The sequence below is a fragment of the Parabacteroides distasonis ATCC 8503 genome, assembly GCF_000012845.1.
Lineage (GTDB): Bacteria > Bacteroidota > Bacteroidia > Bacteroidales > Tannerellaceae > Parabacteroides > Parabacteroides distasonis.
In genome coordinates, this window is the sequence record NC_009615.1 from 4,719,170 (window position 1) to 4,734,802 (window position 15,633).

At 46.2% G+C, this 15,633-nt stretch carries 16 protein-coding genes and 1 pseudogene; 6 read left to right on the plus strand and 11 right to left on the minus strand.

Annotated features, from left to right (window positions below; translation table 11 throughout):
• Window positions 1-22: 22 nt before the first annotated feature.
• The 6 genes from traJ to BDI_RS19490 are packed head-to-tail and all read right to left on the minus strand — an operon-like array spanning window position 23 to window position 5,186.
• On the minus strand, window positions 23-1,036 hold the full coding sequence (traJ, locus tag BDI_RS19465; RefSeq protein ID WP_008675211.1) for a conjugative transposon protein TraJ: 1,014 nt from the start codon (window positions 1,034-1,036) through the stop codon (window positions 23-25).
• Between the two features lie 3 nt (window positions 1,037-1,039).
• On the minus strand, window positions 1,040-1,669 hold the full coding sequence (locus tag BDI_RS19470; RefSeq protein WP_008675210.1) for a DUF4141 domain-containing protein: 630 nt from the start codon (window positions 1,667-1,669) through the stop codon (window positions 1,040-1,042).
• Entirely contained in the window at window positions 1,666-2,022 is a 357-nt protein-coding gene (locus BDI_RS19475) for a DUF3876 domain-containing protein (RefSeq protein WP_008675209.1), read from the minus strand. The genes BDI_RS19470 and BDI_RS19475 overlap by 4 nt, the downstream gene beginning before the upstream one ends.
• An 8-nt stretch (window positions 2,023-2,030) precedes the next feature.
• On the minus strand, window positions 2,031-4,556 hold the full coding sequence (locus tag BDI_RS19480; protein WP_008675208.1) for a TraG family conjugative transposon ATPase: 2,526 nt from the start codon (window positions 4,554-4,556) through the stop codon (window positions 2,031-2,033).
• On the minus strand, window positions 4,553-4,879 hold the full coding sequence (locus BDI_RS19485) for a DUF4133 domain-containing protein (RefSeq protein WP_008675203.1): 327 nt from the start codon (window positions 4,877-4,879) through the stop codon (window positions 4,553-4,555). Before BDI_RS19485 ends, BDI_RS19480 begins: the two co-directional genes overlap by 4 nt.
• Before the next feature lie 4 nt (window positions 4,880-4,883).
• Entirely contained in the window at window positions 4,884-5,186 is a 303-nt protein-coding gene (locus BDI_RS19490; protein WP_032934306.1) for a DUF4134 domain-containing protein, read from the minus strand.
• A 231-nt stretch (window positions 5,187-5,417) separates the two neighbouring features.
• Between BDI_RS19490 and BDI_RS20570 the strand changes: the two genes are divergently transcribed.
• From BDI_RS20570 to BDI_RS19515, 5 genes are all read left to right on the plus strand, one after another.
• Window positions 5,418-5,939 carry a hypothetical protein gene (locus BDI_RS20570; protein ID WP_008675197.1) on the plus strand — a complete coding sequence of 174 codons (522 nt, stop codon included), beginning with the start codon at window positions 5,418-5,420 and terminating at the stop codon, window positions 5,937-5,939.
• 28 nt (window positions 5,940-5,967) lie between these two features.
• Window positions 5,968-6,495 (plus strand): outer membrane beta-barrel protein, encoded by a 528-nt coding sequence (locus tag BDI_RS19500; protein WP_008675194.1) that lies wholly within the window; start codon window positions 5,968-5,970, stop codon window positions 6,493-6,495.
• 201 nt (window positions 6,496-6,696) lie between these two features.
• Window positions 6,697-8,997, plus strand: coding sequence for a WG repeat-containing protein (locus tag BDI_RS19505; protein ID WP_008675189.1), 2,301 nt, complete (start codon window positions 6,697-6,699; stop codon window positions 8,995-8,997).
• 11 nt (window positions 8,998-9,008) lie between these two features.
• Window positions 9,009-9,881: a hypothetical protein gene (locus BDI_RS19510; RefSeq protein WP_008675187.1), complete on the plus strand. Its 873-nt coding sequence runs from the start codon at window positions 9,009-9,011 to the stop codon at window positions 9,879-9,881.
• Between the two features lie 12 nt (window positions 9,882-9,893).
• Window positions 9,894-10,589 (plus strand): SIMPL domain-containing protein, encoded by a 696-nt coding sequence (locus tag BDI_RS19515; protein WP_008675186.1) that lies wholly within the window; start codon window positions 9,894-9,896, stop codon window positions 10,587-10,589.
• A 183-nt stretch (window positions 10,590-10,772) separates the two neighbouring features.
• Here the strand turns inward: BDI_RS19515 and BDI_RS19520 are convergent, their stop codons facing one another.
• From BDI_RS19520 to istA, 5 genes are all read right to left on the minus strand, one after another.
• Window positions 10,773-11,150, minus strand: coding sequence for a DUF4405 domain-containing protein (locus BDI_RS19520; protein WP_008778557.1), 378 nt, complete (start codon window positions 11,148-11,150; stop codon window positions 10,773-10,775).
• Window positions 11,147-11,965 (minus strand): DUF134 domain-containing protein, encoded by an 819-nt coding sequence (locus tag BDI_RS19525; RefSeq protein ID WP_008675184.1) that lies wholly within the window; start codon window positions 11,963-11,965, stop codon window positions 11,147-11,149. The genes BDI_RS19520 and BDI_RS19525 overlap by 4 nt, the downstream gene beginning before the upstream one ends.
• A gap of 199 nt (window positions 11,966-12,164) precedes the next feature.
• Window positions 12,165-12,782, minus strand: coding sequence for a DUF4122 family protein (locus tag BDI_RS19530; RefSeq protein ID WP_049762382.1), 618 nt, complete (start codon window positions 12,780-12,782; stop codon window positions 12,165-12,167).
• A 108-nt stretch (window positions 12,783-12,890) separates the two neighbouring features.
• Window positions 12,891-13,646, minus strand: a complete 756-nt coding sequence (istB, locus tag BDI_RS19535; protein WP_011965959.1) for an IS21-like element helper ATPase IstB — start codon at window positions 13,644-13,646, stop codon at window positions 12,891-12,893.
• An 11-nt stretch (window positions 13,647-13,657) separates the two neighbouring features.
• Window positions 13,658-15,256, minus strand: a complete 1,599-nt coding sequence (gene istA / locus BDI_RS19540; protein WP_011965960.1) for an IS21 family transposase — start codon at window positions 15,254-15,256, stop codon at window positions 13,658-13,660.
• A 95-nt stretch (window positions 15,257-15,351) separates the two neighbouring features.
• Between istA and BDI_RS20575 the strand changes: the two are divergent.
• Window positions 15,352-15,450: pseudogene (locus tag BDI_RS20575) on the plus strand (DNA-binding protein); the annotation flags it as partial.
• Window positions 15,451-15,633 lie beyond the last annotated feature (183 nt).

Consider the following 15,633-nt stretch of genomic DNA (forward strand, 5'->3'; position numbering starts at 1 on the left):
AAACAAATATTTCCGGCAAGGCTTATTTGCCTCTCAACCGTCCTCCGATATTTCCCAATACGGCACCGCCCACTCCTGCCGCAAAGCTGCCGGTTTTCGTGGCGGTACGGTTCAGGTTGCGGCTGAAATTCCCGGCTCCTCCCGCCTGCACGATCCAGCCCGCCACCGTCGGAACGGTAAAATACCCGATAATCCCGATAAGCATAAAGATGATATAGACACTGTTCGAGTTGTCTATCGAGTAGTCAGGATTGTTCTGCAATTCCTGGATGTCGTTCTGGAGCATCAGCACCTGGAGTTTGGCGAGCAGGGTGCTGAACAGATCGCTGACCGGAAGCCACAGATAGACGGAGATATACCTCGTGAACCACTGTCCGAGTGTGGACTGGAAACCGTCCCATACGCTGAAGGCGAACGCTACCGGTCCCAGAATGGAGAGCACGACCAGAAAAAAGGTCCTCACGGTATCTATCAGCAGCGACGCCGCGGCGAATATCAGTTCCAGCAGGCTGCGGAACGTGTCACGGATCTTCTTCTCCAGGTTATACATGCCCACCTCCACGTACATACCCAGCCGGGAGGCGGTATCCACGGTTGACCAGCCTAACTCGTCTAGCTGCCGGTCGAACTCCTCGTCACTCACCAGATAGGCGGTTTCAGGATTCCGCAGCATGGCCTCCTTTTCCAGCTCCTCCTTCTGCGCCCTGTATCGCTCCATGTCCAGCGTCTGCCCCTCAAGCATCTTGTGCGTACCCTGCACAATAGGACTGAGCACGGTGTTCAGCGTGCCAAGTACCAGTGTGGGAAAAAGCAGGATACAGATGCCGATAGCGAAGGGGCGCAGCAGGGGATACACGTCTATCGGCTCGGCACGTGCCATCGACTGCCATATGCGTACGGCGACATAAAAGAGGGCGCCCAGCCCGGCAAGCCCCTTGCCCACGTCCATCATGTCCTTGCAGAGGGGGAGCATATCTTCATACAGGGTTCCCAGTATGGTATGCAGGTTGGCAAAATCTATCGTCAAAGGTACCATGGGCTACCAGTATTTGGAGGTTTCATTTCCATAGAGCCGCATCACACGTTCCATATCGTTCTTTTTCCTGGCACGGAGATAGCTCACGGCTATGTTCTTGTTAGTATAATAGCTCACCAGATTGCGGTAACGGCGCATTTCGTAATAACAGTTGTCCACCACATCCATACGGTCCTTGTCGGTCATGGAGAGCGTGCTCACGTTGATGACCTGTTTGAGGTCCTGCAACACGTCGTTGCTCTCCTCCAGCAGGCGGGTGTAACCGAAGGCGATGGCGTCCAGCTCGCGGGACGAGAAGTTGTCGTCGTTCATCATCTTTTTGAAGTTCGTCACATAGATGTCGGACACATCGCCTACCATCAGGATGATGTCACGCACCTTGCGGGCGTCCTGTATCAGGTTGTTCACCGCCTTTAACTGGTCGTAGTACTTCTTGGCCTGCTCGTAGATCTTTACCGTCTCCGCAAAATTGTCGGCCGTATTGACCGCCGTCTTGGAGGTATGGGCGATGTTGTCCGACATGTTGATGATACTTTGGGCCAGATTTCCGGGATCGGTCACCACCCATTGCGCCCGGGCCATGTTCCCGCCCAGCACAAGCATTATCCCGATCAGGAATGTCCTCGCTCTCATGGGCGTTCCTCCTTCCGTACATAATCCCCGTTGGGTGAGAAAGTCAGGATATCCGTCTCCTCGTTGTAGGATACATCGATACGGTACCCCGTATTGATAAAGAGGTTGCCGTTCTCTTCCACCAACAGGTAGGTCTGCGGCCTGAGGCGGCGTGTCTTGCCACTACGGGCGAATACCGTCACCTTGTAGGCCTCTCCTTCCTTATATACCAACACGTCCGGTTTGCCGTCCACACTGGTCCACGATCCGCAGAGTCTGTCACGGTCGGTACCACCGTCCGCACAACTTTGCAATACCAGGGCGGCCATGCCGATCAGGCATACCGCCAGTCTCATAAGGGGTTTGTTTCTCATAATCGTTTTCATTTTAGGGTTGATCTTTGTCCTTGTTCCTCTCGCATTTTCTCTGCCAGATGGCGGACGGCAAGTTCCAGGTTGCCATCCAATCTTTCTGCCAGCCGCTGTACTTCCATCTTTTCGGACTCCTCGGTCGTGAACGTGTAATATTCCTCCCCGCTCACTTCCGTGGCATATACTGCCGAGTGGGTTCCGCCAAGCCCGATCCACACTTCCCGGTAGAACCGCCCGGGATGGTTCGCCTGGTTGATGGAGAGTATCTGCCCTTTTTCTTTCTCTGTCAGGCCGAGAAGCCGCTGGATGTGCTCGAACTTGTTCATGTATTTTCGTTGGTCAAGCAGGATTTTACAGTCGGAATTGTTGATGATGGCCTCCTTCACGATAGGGGAACTGATGATGTCATCCACCTCCTGGGTTACCACTACGGCCTCGCCGAAATACTTTCTGACCGTCTTGAAAAGGTATTTGATGTACTCACTCATATTGGCGGACATCAGGGCCTTCCAACATTCCTCTATTAAAATCATCTTGCGGATCCCCTTGAGCCTGCGCATCTTGGCGATGAAGGTCTCCATGATGATCAGCGTCACCACGGGAAGCAGTACCTTGTTGCCACTGATGTTGTCCAGCTCGAACACGATGAACCGTTTGCCTGTCAGGTCCAGCTCCTTGTCGGAATTCAGCAGGAAGTCATAGTCTCCGCCCTTGTAAAAAGGTGCCAGCACGTTCAGGAAACCGTCAATGTCAAAATCCTTCTCACGCACCTTTTTCTCCTCAATCATTCTCCTGTAGTCATCGGCGACAAACTCGTAGAAACCGTTGAAATCCGGTTTGATACCCTGGTTCTCCGAAATCATCCGGATATAGGCGTTCACCGCCCCGGAAAGGGCCACCTCCTCCGAACGTTTCGGTGCCTCGTCCTCCCGTTTCCACAAGGTCAGGATCAATGTCTTGATGCTTTCCCGTTTCTCCACGTCAAACAGTCCGCAATCCGTATAGAACGGATTGAAGGCTATCGGGTTGTCCTCCTCGTACGTAATGTAGATCCCGTCCTCCCCACGGGTGCGGTCGTGAATCATGCGGCACAATCCCTGATAGCTGTTGCCCGTATCTACCAGCAGGATATGTGTGCCCTGCTCGTAATATTGCCGGACCAGATGGTTGGTGAAGAAGGACTTCCCGCTGCCTGAAGGACCGAGGATGAACTTGTTCCTGTTGGTGATGATTCCCCGTTTCATGGGAAGGTCGGAAATGTCCACATGTACCGGAATCCCGTTCTGACGGTCCGCCATACGGATACCGAAAGGACTGGGTGAGTTTCTGTAATTGGTCTCTCCGGAAAAGAGGCATACCGCCTGTTCCAGGAAGGTGTAAAACGACTCCTCGGCTGGAAAATCACCTGCGTTGCCGGGAATACCCGCCCAATAGAGGACCGGCATGTCGATAGTGTTATACCTTGGCGTGCATTCCATCATGGCCAGCTGGCTGCCCGTGTCGTTCCTGACGCGACGGAACTCATCCGCGTCCTCGGCCCAGGCGATGACGTTGCAATGGCATCTGACGGGAAGCAGCCCTTTGGTATGTGCCTCGTCCAGATACATTTCCGTCCATTCCTGGTTTACGGCGTTGCTCCGGCTGTATCTTGACAGCGAGAGCATGTTACGTGAGTTCTTCTCCATCATCTGCAGGATTTCCTGTGCGTTGTCAATGAACACGTACTGTGAATAGATGTGGTTGCACGGCAGCAGCAGTCCCACCGGCGCCGCGAAGGAGAGGCGGCAGTCGCTGCGGTCCGTGGACATCCTCTCGTAACGCATGTCGGTGGAGAGCTTGCCGGGCAGGTCCTCCGTATCCGAGAGGGTATGCAGGCAAAGCCGCTTGTCTCCGATACGCATCCGTCCGGGCTTGAGGCAGATGTCTTGCAATACGGCACTCTCATCCTCCAGCGAGAGCGAGAGGTATTTCTCCACCAGTCCGGGACGTTCCTTCGTGCCAGTAATCTCGTCCGTTTCCAGACGCCGCAGCCTTATATGCCCGGAATCGTTCATGATGCGTTCGAACTGTTCCACCGACTCCAGAAAACGGGCAGCCGTGTCTTTGTCGGTTATCTCCCTGGGCAGCAGGAATCCCCGGCAGAGGGTGCTGAAATCGCTCCGTTGGCGGCTACGCTCTCGGGTCGTCTTTGTCAGGAACAGGTAGCATCTGTGGTTTAGGTACGGTCTTTCATTGAAATGTAGTTCATAGCTGCGTGTAAGAAAGCTTTGTTCCTCACCATCACTTTTAGAACGGTATGTTTCTTGGATGAACCAGTCCTGCTTACAGACGATGCTATGCTCCGGCAGCACCTTCATGGCCTTTATCCAGGAAGAGTGCATAGTCTCATACTCGTCCTCCGTCACCGTGTACAACTCGGGCAGCTCCACCTCGAAAGCCACGGTCAGGTCGGCGTCCTTGCTCACAATGCAGCCGTTCTCTACTGAGAGAAGGGGGAATCTGCGTTCTAGCGTTTCCGCCTTTAAAACATTTCTCATGATTTTTGTTTTTTTCTTTTCGTGAATAATCTGAAGACTCTCTTGCGGTGAATTAGGTAGCGCGGATGGCGTTTTTCGGCCAGCAGCTTCATCAGTCCGTGTTCACCGTAGCGGGCGTTTAACCGAAAAGTCATCCATACCAGTAGGCCACCGGATATGCTCCCGAAGGAGATGCATATCCATTGGTCCACACCCACCAGATAGAGGATAACCACCGCAAGGAGCACCATCACAAGTCCGCCGGCGAAAACGAACAGATATTGAGACTTGAGTCCCTTGAACTCGACGGGATTGCCCGCACCTTTGTTTACCGGATACTTCATGCCTCTAGAGGAAGAAGGAACGCAGGATGGTGGCGGCCACGATCAGAAAGATACATGCGAAAAACCAGCTGGCGGCTGTCTTCGAGGTATCAGGATCGCCACTGGAGAACTTGCCGTAGGTCTTGATACCGCCCACCAACCCCAGGACGGCCCCGATGGCGTAGCACAACTTAGTGGCGGGATCGAAATACGAGGTCATGAGACTGGTCGCCGCGTTGATACCGGCAAGGCCCTGACCTTGGCCCTGCGCAAAAACACTGGCGGTAATAACCGCACACATCACAGAAAAAAGGATTCTTCTCTTCATTGTCGAATCATTTAGGTGAGACATAAATTTGAATTCGACAGCGAATGTAAAATGGAATAACGTACTGTAATTCAGTGCTGTCATCAGATGTCACCAGATGTCATCAAATGTCCTAAATGACCATAATAATCTAGTTTTGCTATAATTTTTAGACAAAAATTGCTTTTTGTCTTTTTTATACCTATGTTTGCGAATATAACCGTATTTATCAACAAAAAGCTTTGTAAAAATATGAGACAATTTAAAGTTTTGCTATTGCTCATAGCTATTTCTTGTTCCATGTTTGCGCAAGATAGGCTATCATTGTTTATTGGCAGGGCAAATAAATATGCCTCTGTGGAACTTTCGGATTACCGAAAACGTTTGTGTATAGAATATAATACCCCCAACAATCTATTGGATGATTATTATAGGCAATGTGGAAGAGATTGGGGGAATGTAGGTTTGGCCCTTGAAATAGCCAAAACATCTGGCAGGCACATGCGTGATGTATGTGATTATTATAAACGTTACCATAGGCACGGCTGGGATCGTGTTTTGATAGAGATAGGTATAAGGCCGGGATCGGTATATTACAATCCTTTCTATGACAGGGTAAATTATCATAGTAATTGTTGGCATGAACATTATTGTTCATACTGTGACCATCACCGAAAACATCATCACAAACATTATAAAAAACACAAGAAGCATAAACACAACAAACATTATAGGTGGGATGATGATGACGACGATGACTGGAATGATGATTAACATTTATTAAGTATAAAAATATATTGAAATGAGAAAGATTTTAATTTTTTTAGGATTGTTGTTTGTTATGTTGAGTGGCGTTTATGCTCAAAAAGGTAGACAAGCTATTGGATTCGGACTGAGTTATGGGACGGAAATTGAGAGTATTGGCCTTGGGTTGAAATATCAATACAATATAACCAACCCCATACGTCTTGAGCCGTCTTTGAATTACTTTATAGAAAACGACAATGTTAGTATGTTGGACATAAATATGAATCTCCATTATTTATGTCCCGTAGGCAGAAGCGTAAAGTTATATCCCCTATTCGGTTTTACATTTTCTAATTGGATGTTTGACCTAGGAGATGGTTTTGATATTGATGTGGACGGAGACCATATTCATATAGACAAAGATGATGACAATCATAACGAATGCAGGGTAGGAGTGAATATCGGTGGTGGAGCCGACTTCGCATTGACAAGTAGTTGGATTATGAATTTCGAGTTACGCTACCAACTGGTCAGTGATTTTGATCAGGCTGTATTCAATTTGGGATTCGCTTATCGTTTTTAATTTATTCTATAATAAAACAATATCAGCCCTTTACTGAAAATTGCTTCAGTAAAGGGCTGATATATAGAATTGAGCAAGAAGCGTATTGGAGTTTTAGAAATGAGTGCTTACAACCACATTTTTGTCTAAGAAGAATACAAAAAGAGTGTTCTTTTTTGTATTTCTGAAAAGGATAGTGTGACAATTAAGTAAAACAGATCCATGCGTATAAAGAGATATTCTATCGTAATCTTGTTTCTATTCGTCTCTTTGTATATAAAGGCGACGGGACAGTCTTGTGATGTCATTTACATCAATGGTGAGCAATGGTGGCTGATGGCCAGACCAATAGACAAGGATTCCGCCCTATATACACGGTTAAGGGACTTTCTTCCGGAAAATCATTGTATGTCAACCGCCAACTGGGATGGTTATACGGCCTTTTGGAAAATAGAGGACAGCTGTCTTTACCTGCAACGTATGGAAATATGCGTATATGACAAGGCAAGTCGGAAAGATTCCACTTTGATTTACCACACAGACGCTCTGAAAACACTTTTTGCCTCTTATTATGAGAACGGAAGGATTCCTGCCCGCTGGTTCAGCGGTGAACTACGGGCCGGCAAAGGTGATTTGGTACATTATGTCCACTCCGGTTTCGACCGTAATATGGAAGCCGAACAGGTAATTCTACTCAGGCAAGGCAGGATACAAAGTGTACGGACATACCATAATTTCAAACAACCTGGAATAAAGATTTTAGAATCACAAGATGAAATCATCCGGCGGTTCCCCTGGCATCGTTTTCCGAAGTACAAAGGACAGCGGCTGATATTCAGTATACGTAATATCCAATGTACCCCGGATGGCCATCTCCTGGACTTTGATGTCCGAACTTTGTTCATACGTCCCAAAGGAGAAAACATTGAAGACCGGAACCACCCATTAGTGAAAGCTTTCAAAGAGACACTGAAAAGTATTTATCCATGGGAGAGACTATTCATCAACGGGAAATATACCATGGAACCTCTAAACTGCGTATTAGGTATTTGGGAGAAAAATGATTTACCATCCAAAGCAGATAACGATACAACCGGATATTCCATTATAGGTAAAGTTTATGGGGAAGAAGTGCGACAGATTCCGCCCTATGATGTTATAAAAAGGCCGTTGACCGGTTCCAATCTGAGAGTAGAGGGATTGCCTTTTCAAGGTTGGCTGACTGATTCTACAGGAACTTTCAGAATAAAACATTTAAAAAAAGGACAATGTCTTTTGCGGGCAGAATTTATTGGCTTGAATCCTTGTGACACACTCGTCACCGTGTCCGGAACAACATGCACGGACACCTTACAACTGGTATTGACATTGCCTTATGACTATATCGAAGAATATGTATGTTCACCGAAATTGTCACGTGAATATATCAATAAAGGGCACCCGAATCTAAAACTGGTCATACCCATTGAACAAGACAAAAAAGTACGGGAACATATCTTTTGGAAAAAGTATGGAGTAAAATATTATAGCTATTATCCCCTGAAAGAAAACGGAAAGATGGATTGCTATTTAAACACGCCCAATCGTCTGTTGACAGCCTACAACCGGGAAGTGTTCCGCTATCTGGATAAAAAATACGGGAAAACATGGCGCGAGGAAGTACCTCCCGGCATCTTCGGACTGGATAAATCATTGGATGAGCTACGGGATGAAAGCTGGCTTATCAAGACATTGAGCCGACGATGTAAATACCCGATAGTCTGGCAGAAGAAGAACAAAGGCTGTGTCTTGCGAGTTGCTTACGAAGTGAATCAGGATGGTTACATCACCACGGCCACTATTCTTGGTAAAACGCCCCGTTCATTTCGAAAATCAGTACTGGATGTTTTACAATCGTTTAGAAATGAACCTACTGTCTTATGCCCTGGAAAGGATACGCTATGCATTCAATACAGACTGGATACCATGCCACTCCTTCCGAAGGCGGATGTGGTTATTACCGGTTATTCCACCTGCGACCAACCCGTCTTGATGAGATATGATGCCACCTTGATTGCCCATACCCCTGAACCTCGTTTGGAAGCGGGTGTTCCGGTCTGTTATCTAAATGAGCGTGGAGATACCATTGTGCCATACGGCAGATATAAATTCTGTCAAACCGATACCATCAAAGGTATAGGCTTTGTATACGAAGACAAGCCAAGAGATGCCAGGATAGTCTGCATTAACGATGCAGGCAAGAAACTTTTTTATGTAGTCGAATGTGATAACGGACCTGATTATGTCAAGGAAGGGTTGTTCCGAATCATGGATGAGAAAGGCCTGATGGGTTTTGCCGATTCGTCGGGACACATAATCATTACTCCCCAATTCAAGTTTGCATACCCTTTTGAGGGAGGAAAGGCTAAGGTTACATTTACGGGAAAACAAAAAGTCGTATCCGGGTCTGACGGCGAAAAACATTATTGGGATAGTGAAGAATGGAGATATATAAACAGAAGATGTAAGTTTGTACAACCTTAAAGTCAAAACGTATGAAAAAAATAGCGTACTTGTTATCAGTTTATTTATTCTGCTTGTTACCCAAATTGCAAGCGCAGGATATCGATTTTCCGCTGTCACTGTCGGAAATAGAAAAGTATGAGAGCCGCATCCGCATACAAAGGCTTCCCGCTGTCACCATCACCCATGCGGACGCCTACAAAATCAGGACACGACAACCAGTATATTCTCCTCGGACAAAAGAGATTGTGCTTGATATAATCAATATGGATGGCCCTACAGCCGAGCTTGAATATCATAATCTCAAACAGATGGTAAATGGCAAATGGCTCGGTTTCCCCTTTATAGACAATCTTGTATTCGCCATTGGAGGAAGAGATTTATCCAAAGGCGATACGCTACCCGAACATATCCGTATGTCCGAGTTTAAATATCCGTTAAAGCCCAACAGGTACCAGGCTAATTTTTATGTGTTTGCCAACATCCATACCTATTGCAATCTGACAGGTAAAAGTATTGTTTCCATAAAGGAGACGGAAATGGACGGTGCCTTTGCTTTCAAGGTATTACCATCCAATAATGATTCCATACGTATTTTATTTGAAAACCATACAAACCTGGAGGTACAACCGGTCTTTTTCCCTAGTATAAGTACAGACGAGCGATATATGGTACATCCCTTTGCCCGTTCCGGTTGGGTAGGAGAAGCGAATTATATGAAAAGCCGTGCCCGTTTGAAAGGTGGAGAAGCGATACTGTTTACCATTCCTGTCTCATGGGATGTCAACCGGATAACAGACAGAAACGACAAGAAACGATTCCAAGCAGGCAGGTTACTTTCAGGAAAATACCGAATAGGACTGCAACTCGAAATTTATATGGATACGGAATTTGAAGTAAAATAAATACAACCGCTTATGATAACAAGACTATTATTATTGGCAATGCTCCTGCCGCTAGCCGGCCTGTCACAGGTGCAGGCGCAGGCAGACGGACGCTACATTGAAGTGACCGGGACATCCGAGATTGAGATCGTGCCGGACAGGATTCACTACATTATCGAAATCCGTGAATACTTCGAGGAGGAGTTTGATGGCAGGTCCAAACCGGAGGAATATCGTACAAAGATCTCTTTGGACCGGATCGAACAGGGACTGCGGGAAGTGCTGCATGACGCGGGTATCTCTCCGAATGCCGTCCGTACGCAGGAGATCGGTGATTATTGGCGTAAGCAAGGGCAGGACTTTCTGGTGGCCAAGACCTTCGATATTACGTTACTGGATTTCAAACAGATTGATGAAATCCTCAAACGTATGGATACCAAAGGTATCCATACCATGCGCATCGGTGAACTGGAAAACAAGGACATGTTGTCCTACCATCAAAAAGGAAAAATCGCGGCCTTGAAAGCGGCGCAGAGGAAAGCGTCCTATCTGGTGGAGGCATTGGGTAAAAAATTGGGACCGGTAATACGTATTGTAGAAGACGAAGCAGGTAGCAGCCTTCCTTTCTCACAGAGTAACGTGCTGTCCTCCAGTGTCGTTTCATTTGATAGTTTCCGTACAATTAAAAAGAAATACTCTATGCTTGTGCGGTTTGAGATTGCGGATTGAAAGGAATCGTAACTGCCTGAATATAAGAAATAATGTCGTATACTGCCATTGCCTTCAATAACTTGGTATGAAATTCGAGGAGGATCTTGAATCTAAATTCCAATGTTCTACCATATCGGATATTCATAAATAAACAAGCCAACCTATTCTACCACATAAAGTAATAAGTTGGCTTGTTCTAAATTAATAACATAAATAAAGCCAAGGCATTATTGTCATCATTAACAGCATCAATAACAAAACATAAAGCAATATCCGTAGTGTATGGTTCGGGCATTTCTTTGTAACAAAAGCCGATACCATCTTTATGTGTAACAAGATATGAATGGCAAGCAGAGTGACCAATACAACTCCCGCCCACAAATGAATATTACCCCAATCATGCCTTCCCAAGCCCAGCAAATGTGAACACCATGGGGTAGCGTCTTGGAATCTTACAGCATGGCGGGAAGGAATTACTATTTCCAATATGAAGCCACTTATACTTACCAAAGCCATTGCCATCAGCATGACAAAGTCTATGATAATATTAAGCGGCATCTTATTCTTTCCGGACATCATTCTTTATGGCTATGTCCATGACATTCATGATGATGTTCATGGGATGAACAGCCCACTCCCGAATCTGTAAGTTTCCCGCTTAAATAATCAGCGGCAACTTCCAATAGATTACCCGAACAGCCTCTTATGACTTTGATATGGTGGGACGTAAGTACATTCAAGGCACCTTGCCCCATATTTCCTGCCAGCATAACGCTGACTCCCATGTTTTCCAATTCTCCTGCGATATTGGATTTACATCCGCATCCTTGCGGAGAAGGAATAGTCTCGCTACTTAGAATCTGGTTGTCTTGTCCTACTGTCAGGATTGTGTAATACTCACAATGACCGAAATGGTTATCGACTACATTGTCTCTGGTCGGAATAGCAATTTTCATCATAATCTCATTTTTATTAATGTTAATATTACTTGCGCTTAAGTCATCGGAGTGGCATACCGGACATTCCATCTTGCGGATTTTAAGCGTGGGATTGATATTGTTGAATAAGAAACCGCATGCTCCGCAACGGAACCATTCACTGTCTGTGTACGCTGCTCCGCCTTCTATCATAATGGTAACACCACGAACCAATGCCTTGGCAATCTTTTGCCTTGCGCTGACATATATCCGACTTAGTGTCGGACGTGATACTCCCATTGAAACAGACGCTTCCTGTTGGGTTTTCATTTCATAATCGCATAACCGTATCGCCTCATACTCTTCAAAATGCAAGAATATGGTATTCTTACAACAACCGTTCAGACCTATGGGCTTGAATCCTGCGGCAACGGGCATGTCATTAACTTTACGGATATTTTTAGGACGTGGTGACATTATATATATTGTTTCTGCTTGCAAATATAATGAACAAATGCTCAAAATAAAAAACAATAGTTCCTCTTTTTTAAACCAAAATTACTTCCGAAATGAAGCCACATGCCGAACGGCATATAAATGAAAGCCGCCTTTCTGTAAAATACAGAATTCCGCCTATGTCCGCAGGCAGAATCCTATTCCCCGGAAGTATTCCCTCTTACACCAACTCCCGCCAGTCAACCCCGCCATTGTTCCTTTTCCCCCCTTTTTTCAAAGGTCGCGGGTTCCCATCTTCATCCAGGTTCTCTTCCAGCAGTTTATTCACGGCTTCCTCATTCCCTACCTGGGAAATGAAAAGATCGAACAGACTGGTATTGCGGATAGCGAACAGCGTCCGTGCGGCACTGCTCCTTTTGTCCGCATCCTGATCCGCCCCGTTCACCCTCATCAGCACATCCCCGACAAGGCTGAACTCCTCCAGCGTAACCGCCTGCGTAATCACTTCCGTTTCCGGTAATGTGCTGTCCAGTTCTTCCTGCTCCTTCCGAAGGAGTTCCATCTCCTCCAGCGGAAGCAGACATTCCACATCCTCTTCCCGGATTTCCTCATCCTCACCGATATAGTCCGTCCCCTGTTCCAGCGGCTGACTCATATAGGGGGCCGCCGTCTTCCCGGCGTTCTCGTCAAGATAGACAAAGCGTGTCTTTCCCATCACTTCTTTCTCATCCGCCGGCTCCGGTGACATCGATATCATTTGTTCTCTTTTCGCCGGCGTGTACAGCAGGTCACACAGCTCACGTACTTTTTTCTTTTGTTCCCATACCTTATATAACAGGTAAGCGGCACAGCCGACCTGTAGATACTAATTGAAAAGTGCACCGTATTTTAATTGAAAAGAGCTCCATCCATACTTGTTACAAAATTACATATAAGTTTAAAATCTTCATTTATCTTGTCTCATTTTTTGTGTTTCTTTGAGCCTATAAGAGAGTCCGGTCATATTTACCAGATAGGCTTTATGTGTAAGCCTGTCGACCATTGCCGCTACAAGCACCTTGTCCTTTATGATTTCATTCCATCTGTTAAAAGCCAAATTAGTAGTAATGATTGTAGCTTTTTTCCCGGCCCTTAAGGACAAGTGGTTAAAAAGCAGTTCTCCTCCTTCCTTGTCACAACTGACATATCCGAATTCATCACAGATAACCAGATCGTATTTTTCAAACCGTAATTGCAACGCCCGCAGTGTCTTTGCGGATTTGGCTTCCCTTATCTGGGTAAGCAAGACAGGGACTGAAGTAAACAATACGGTAAAATCCTGCTGGCAGGCCTTTATTCCTAAAGCCGTAGCAATATGAGTCTTTCCCGTCCCCGGATTTCCATACAGGACTATGTTTCTTCCCTCCCTGATGAAGTCCAGTGTTTCCAATTCAGGCAATATTATCTGTGCCTCTTTGGGCATGTCTTCCATGACAAGTTCATGCAGATACTTCATTTGTGGGAATCCCGCAGATTTTATCCTTGATTTTCTTCTACATTCCCTTCTTCTGACACTTTCCTTTCCAAGCAATTCGGTCAAGAAATGCAAATGGCTCCAGTTTTCTCCGGCTGCCAATGAAAGGGTGTATTCCAGTTCCTCTTTGAAGGCCAGCAGCTTCAGTTCTGTCGCATAGTCATAAATGGTTTCTTTTTCTGATTTCATATATTATAAACTTAAATGGTTGGTATTATATCATGCGCTTCATTGTATCCTGTCATGAGTGCCGTAATGCCTTCAAGCATATCCACGGCTTCTCTTTCTATATTCTCTTGTTGTGCCGGAAGAACAGGCGACTCCATGGATTCTTCCATCTCTTCCTGTGCGTTGCCATGCAACATGGCCTTTACCTGTTCCGGAGATATCTTTCTGACACCACGTCCGGTCAGTTCCCTGCATGCCCTGATGATGTCTGTCCCGGAAAAACCATTTTCCCATGCATAGTCCAGCAGCAGGACGAATGCCCTGTTGTCATTCTTGAAATAGCTGTCATACAGTCTTTTCAGTTCTTCCGGTGCTCTTTGCCAGACCACAGAATGAGGTAATGCACCCGGTTTACGGGAAAGTGTACGCAAGTAGTGCTCCAGCTTGATGCACCAGTCGCCACCACAATAACTGCGTTGGTGCGAGGCCACTTTCTCCTTCCCGTACAGGATGACGATTTTTTCACTGTAGACCTTGACATGTACTTTTTCTCCTACAAGGGAATCAGGTACGGAATAATGAACATTTTTCATGCTGACAGTCGACCACTTGTCCACGATGTACTCATTGACCTCAAAACAGCCAAGGTTGCCGGGAAAAGGCTTCAGCGATGACAAATCAGCCTCCAGACGCGATGATTTCTCCGCTGTTGAAAGACTGCCCTGCTCGTTGTTGACCTGCGTACACATTCGGTTCAAATGCTCCTGGGCGGAACGTATGTCATTGAAATGGTCAGTCAGGCAGAAAGCTTTCCTCCTGACATATTCCACGCTGCGTTCCACATGCCCTTTCTCCCATCCGGCCCGTACATTACAGAAACGGTACTCAAAACAATAGAAACCGGACATCTTCATCAGGGCTTCCGTAGGCTTCTTGTCACCACCGACAAAGCTCTTGACGGCTACACGCATATTGTCATAGACCATCATGGCGGGGACACCATGTATATCCCTGAAGAAGTTGCGGTGGGATTCCATGAAGGCAAGCGTATTCTGATGCCTGAAAAGGTAGGCGTATCTGCCATTGCTATGCCCGAAAGTGAATACGGCCAGATAAAACTTGGTCTTGACACCGTCAATAAAAAGAAGGACTTCACCCCAGTCAAACTCAACAATGCATCCCGGCTCATAGAACAACCGGATAAAGGCTTCGCTCTTTTTCTTCTCTTTGTATGACTCTATATTTTTTATATAACTGCACACTGTGGCATAACTGATGGTATATCCTTTGGATAACAGAAACTGGTGGATATCCTTCTTCAGCATGCGCTGCTTGCGAAGCCCCGTAGCTACCTTAACGGCATTCTTCTTCAGGCAAAACCCGATCTCGTCCTTAATCTCTTGTGTAAGGCGGCGAGGGCGGCGTTTGGAACTGTCATACTTGGGCTGGACGGTAAGCAAATCACTCAAAGCCTCTTCCGGATTATCAGTACGGATGGCTGATTCGTATTCTGAAAGAATATTGTCAACGGTATGACGGCTGACATGAAGTTCACGAGAGATACGCCGTTTGCTATAACCGCATACTCTATACATGTGTATTATTGATTGTCTTTCTACCATAGTCTTCATTTTACCTTTGTATTTGGATGATACAAAGGTCATTATACTTATCCTATGGCGGCGCACTTTTCAATTGGAATATTGGTGCACTTTTCAATTAGTATCTACATTACTACAAGATAGGAGGCAAATTACTATATAAGGAGAAGGACATCCTTGCTTTGTTGGAAAGAAACAGGGTGGAGGCGTTTGATGACCGGTAATGTCCGTTTGGGAAATATCCGGACTTCAAGTGCTTCCTTATACTGTTCAATGTAAGACATATGAACCAAGGAATCTTTTAAAAACAGATTTTCCTTGCCGGATTTTATTGGGGGGATATATCAGGTTGCGAGGCAAAGGTTTTCCACCTTGGAATCAAGCAGTGTTCCGCATTTCTGTTTCTT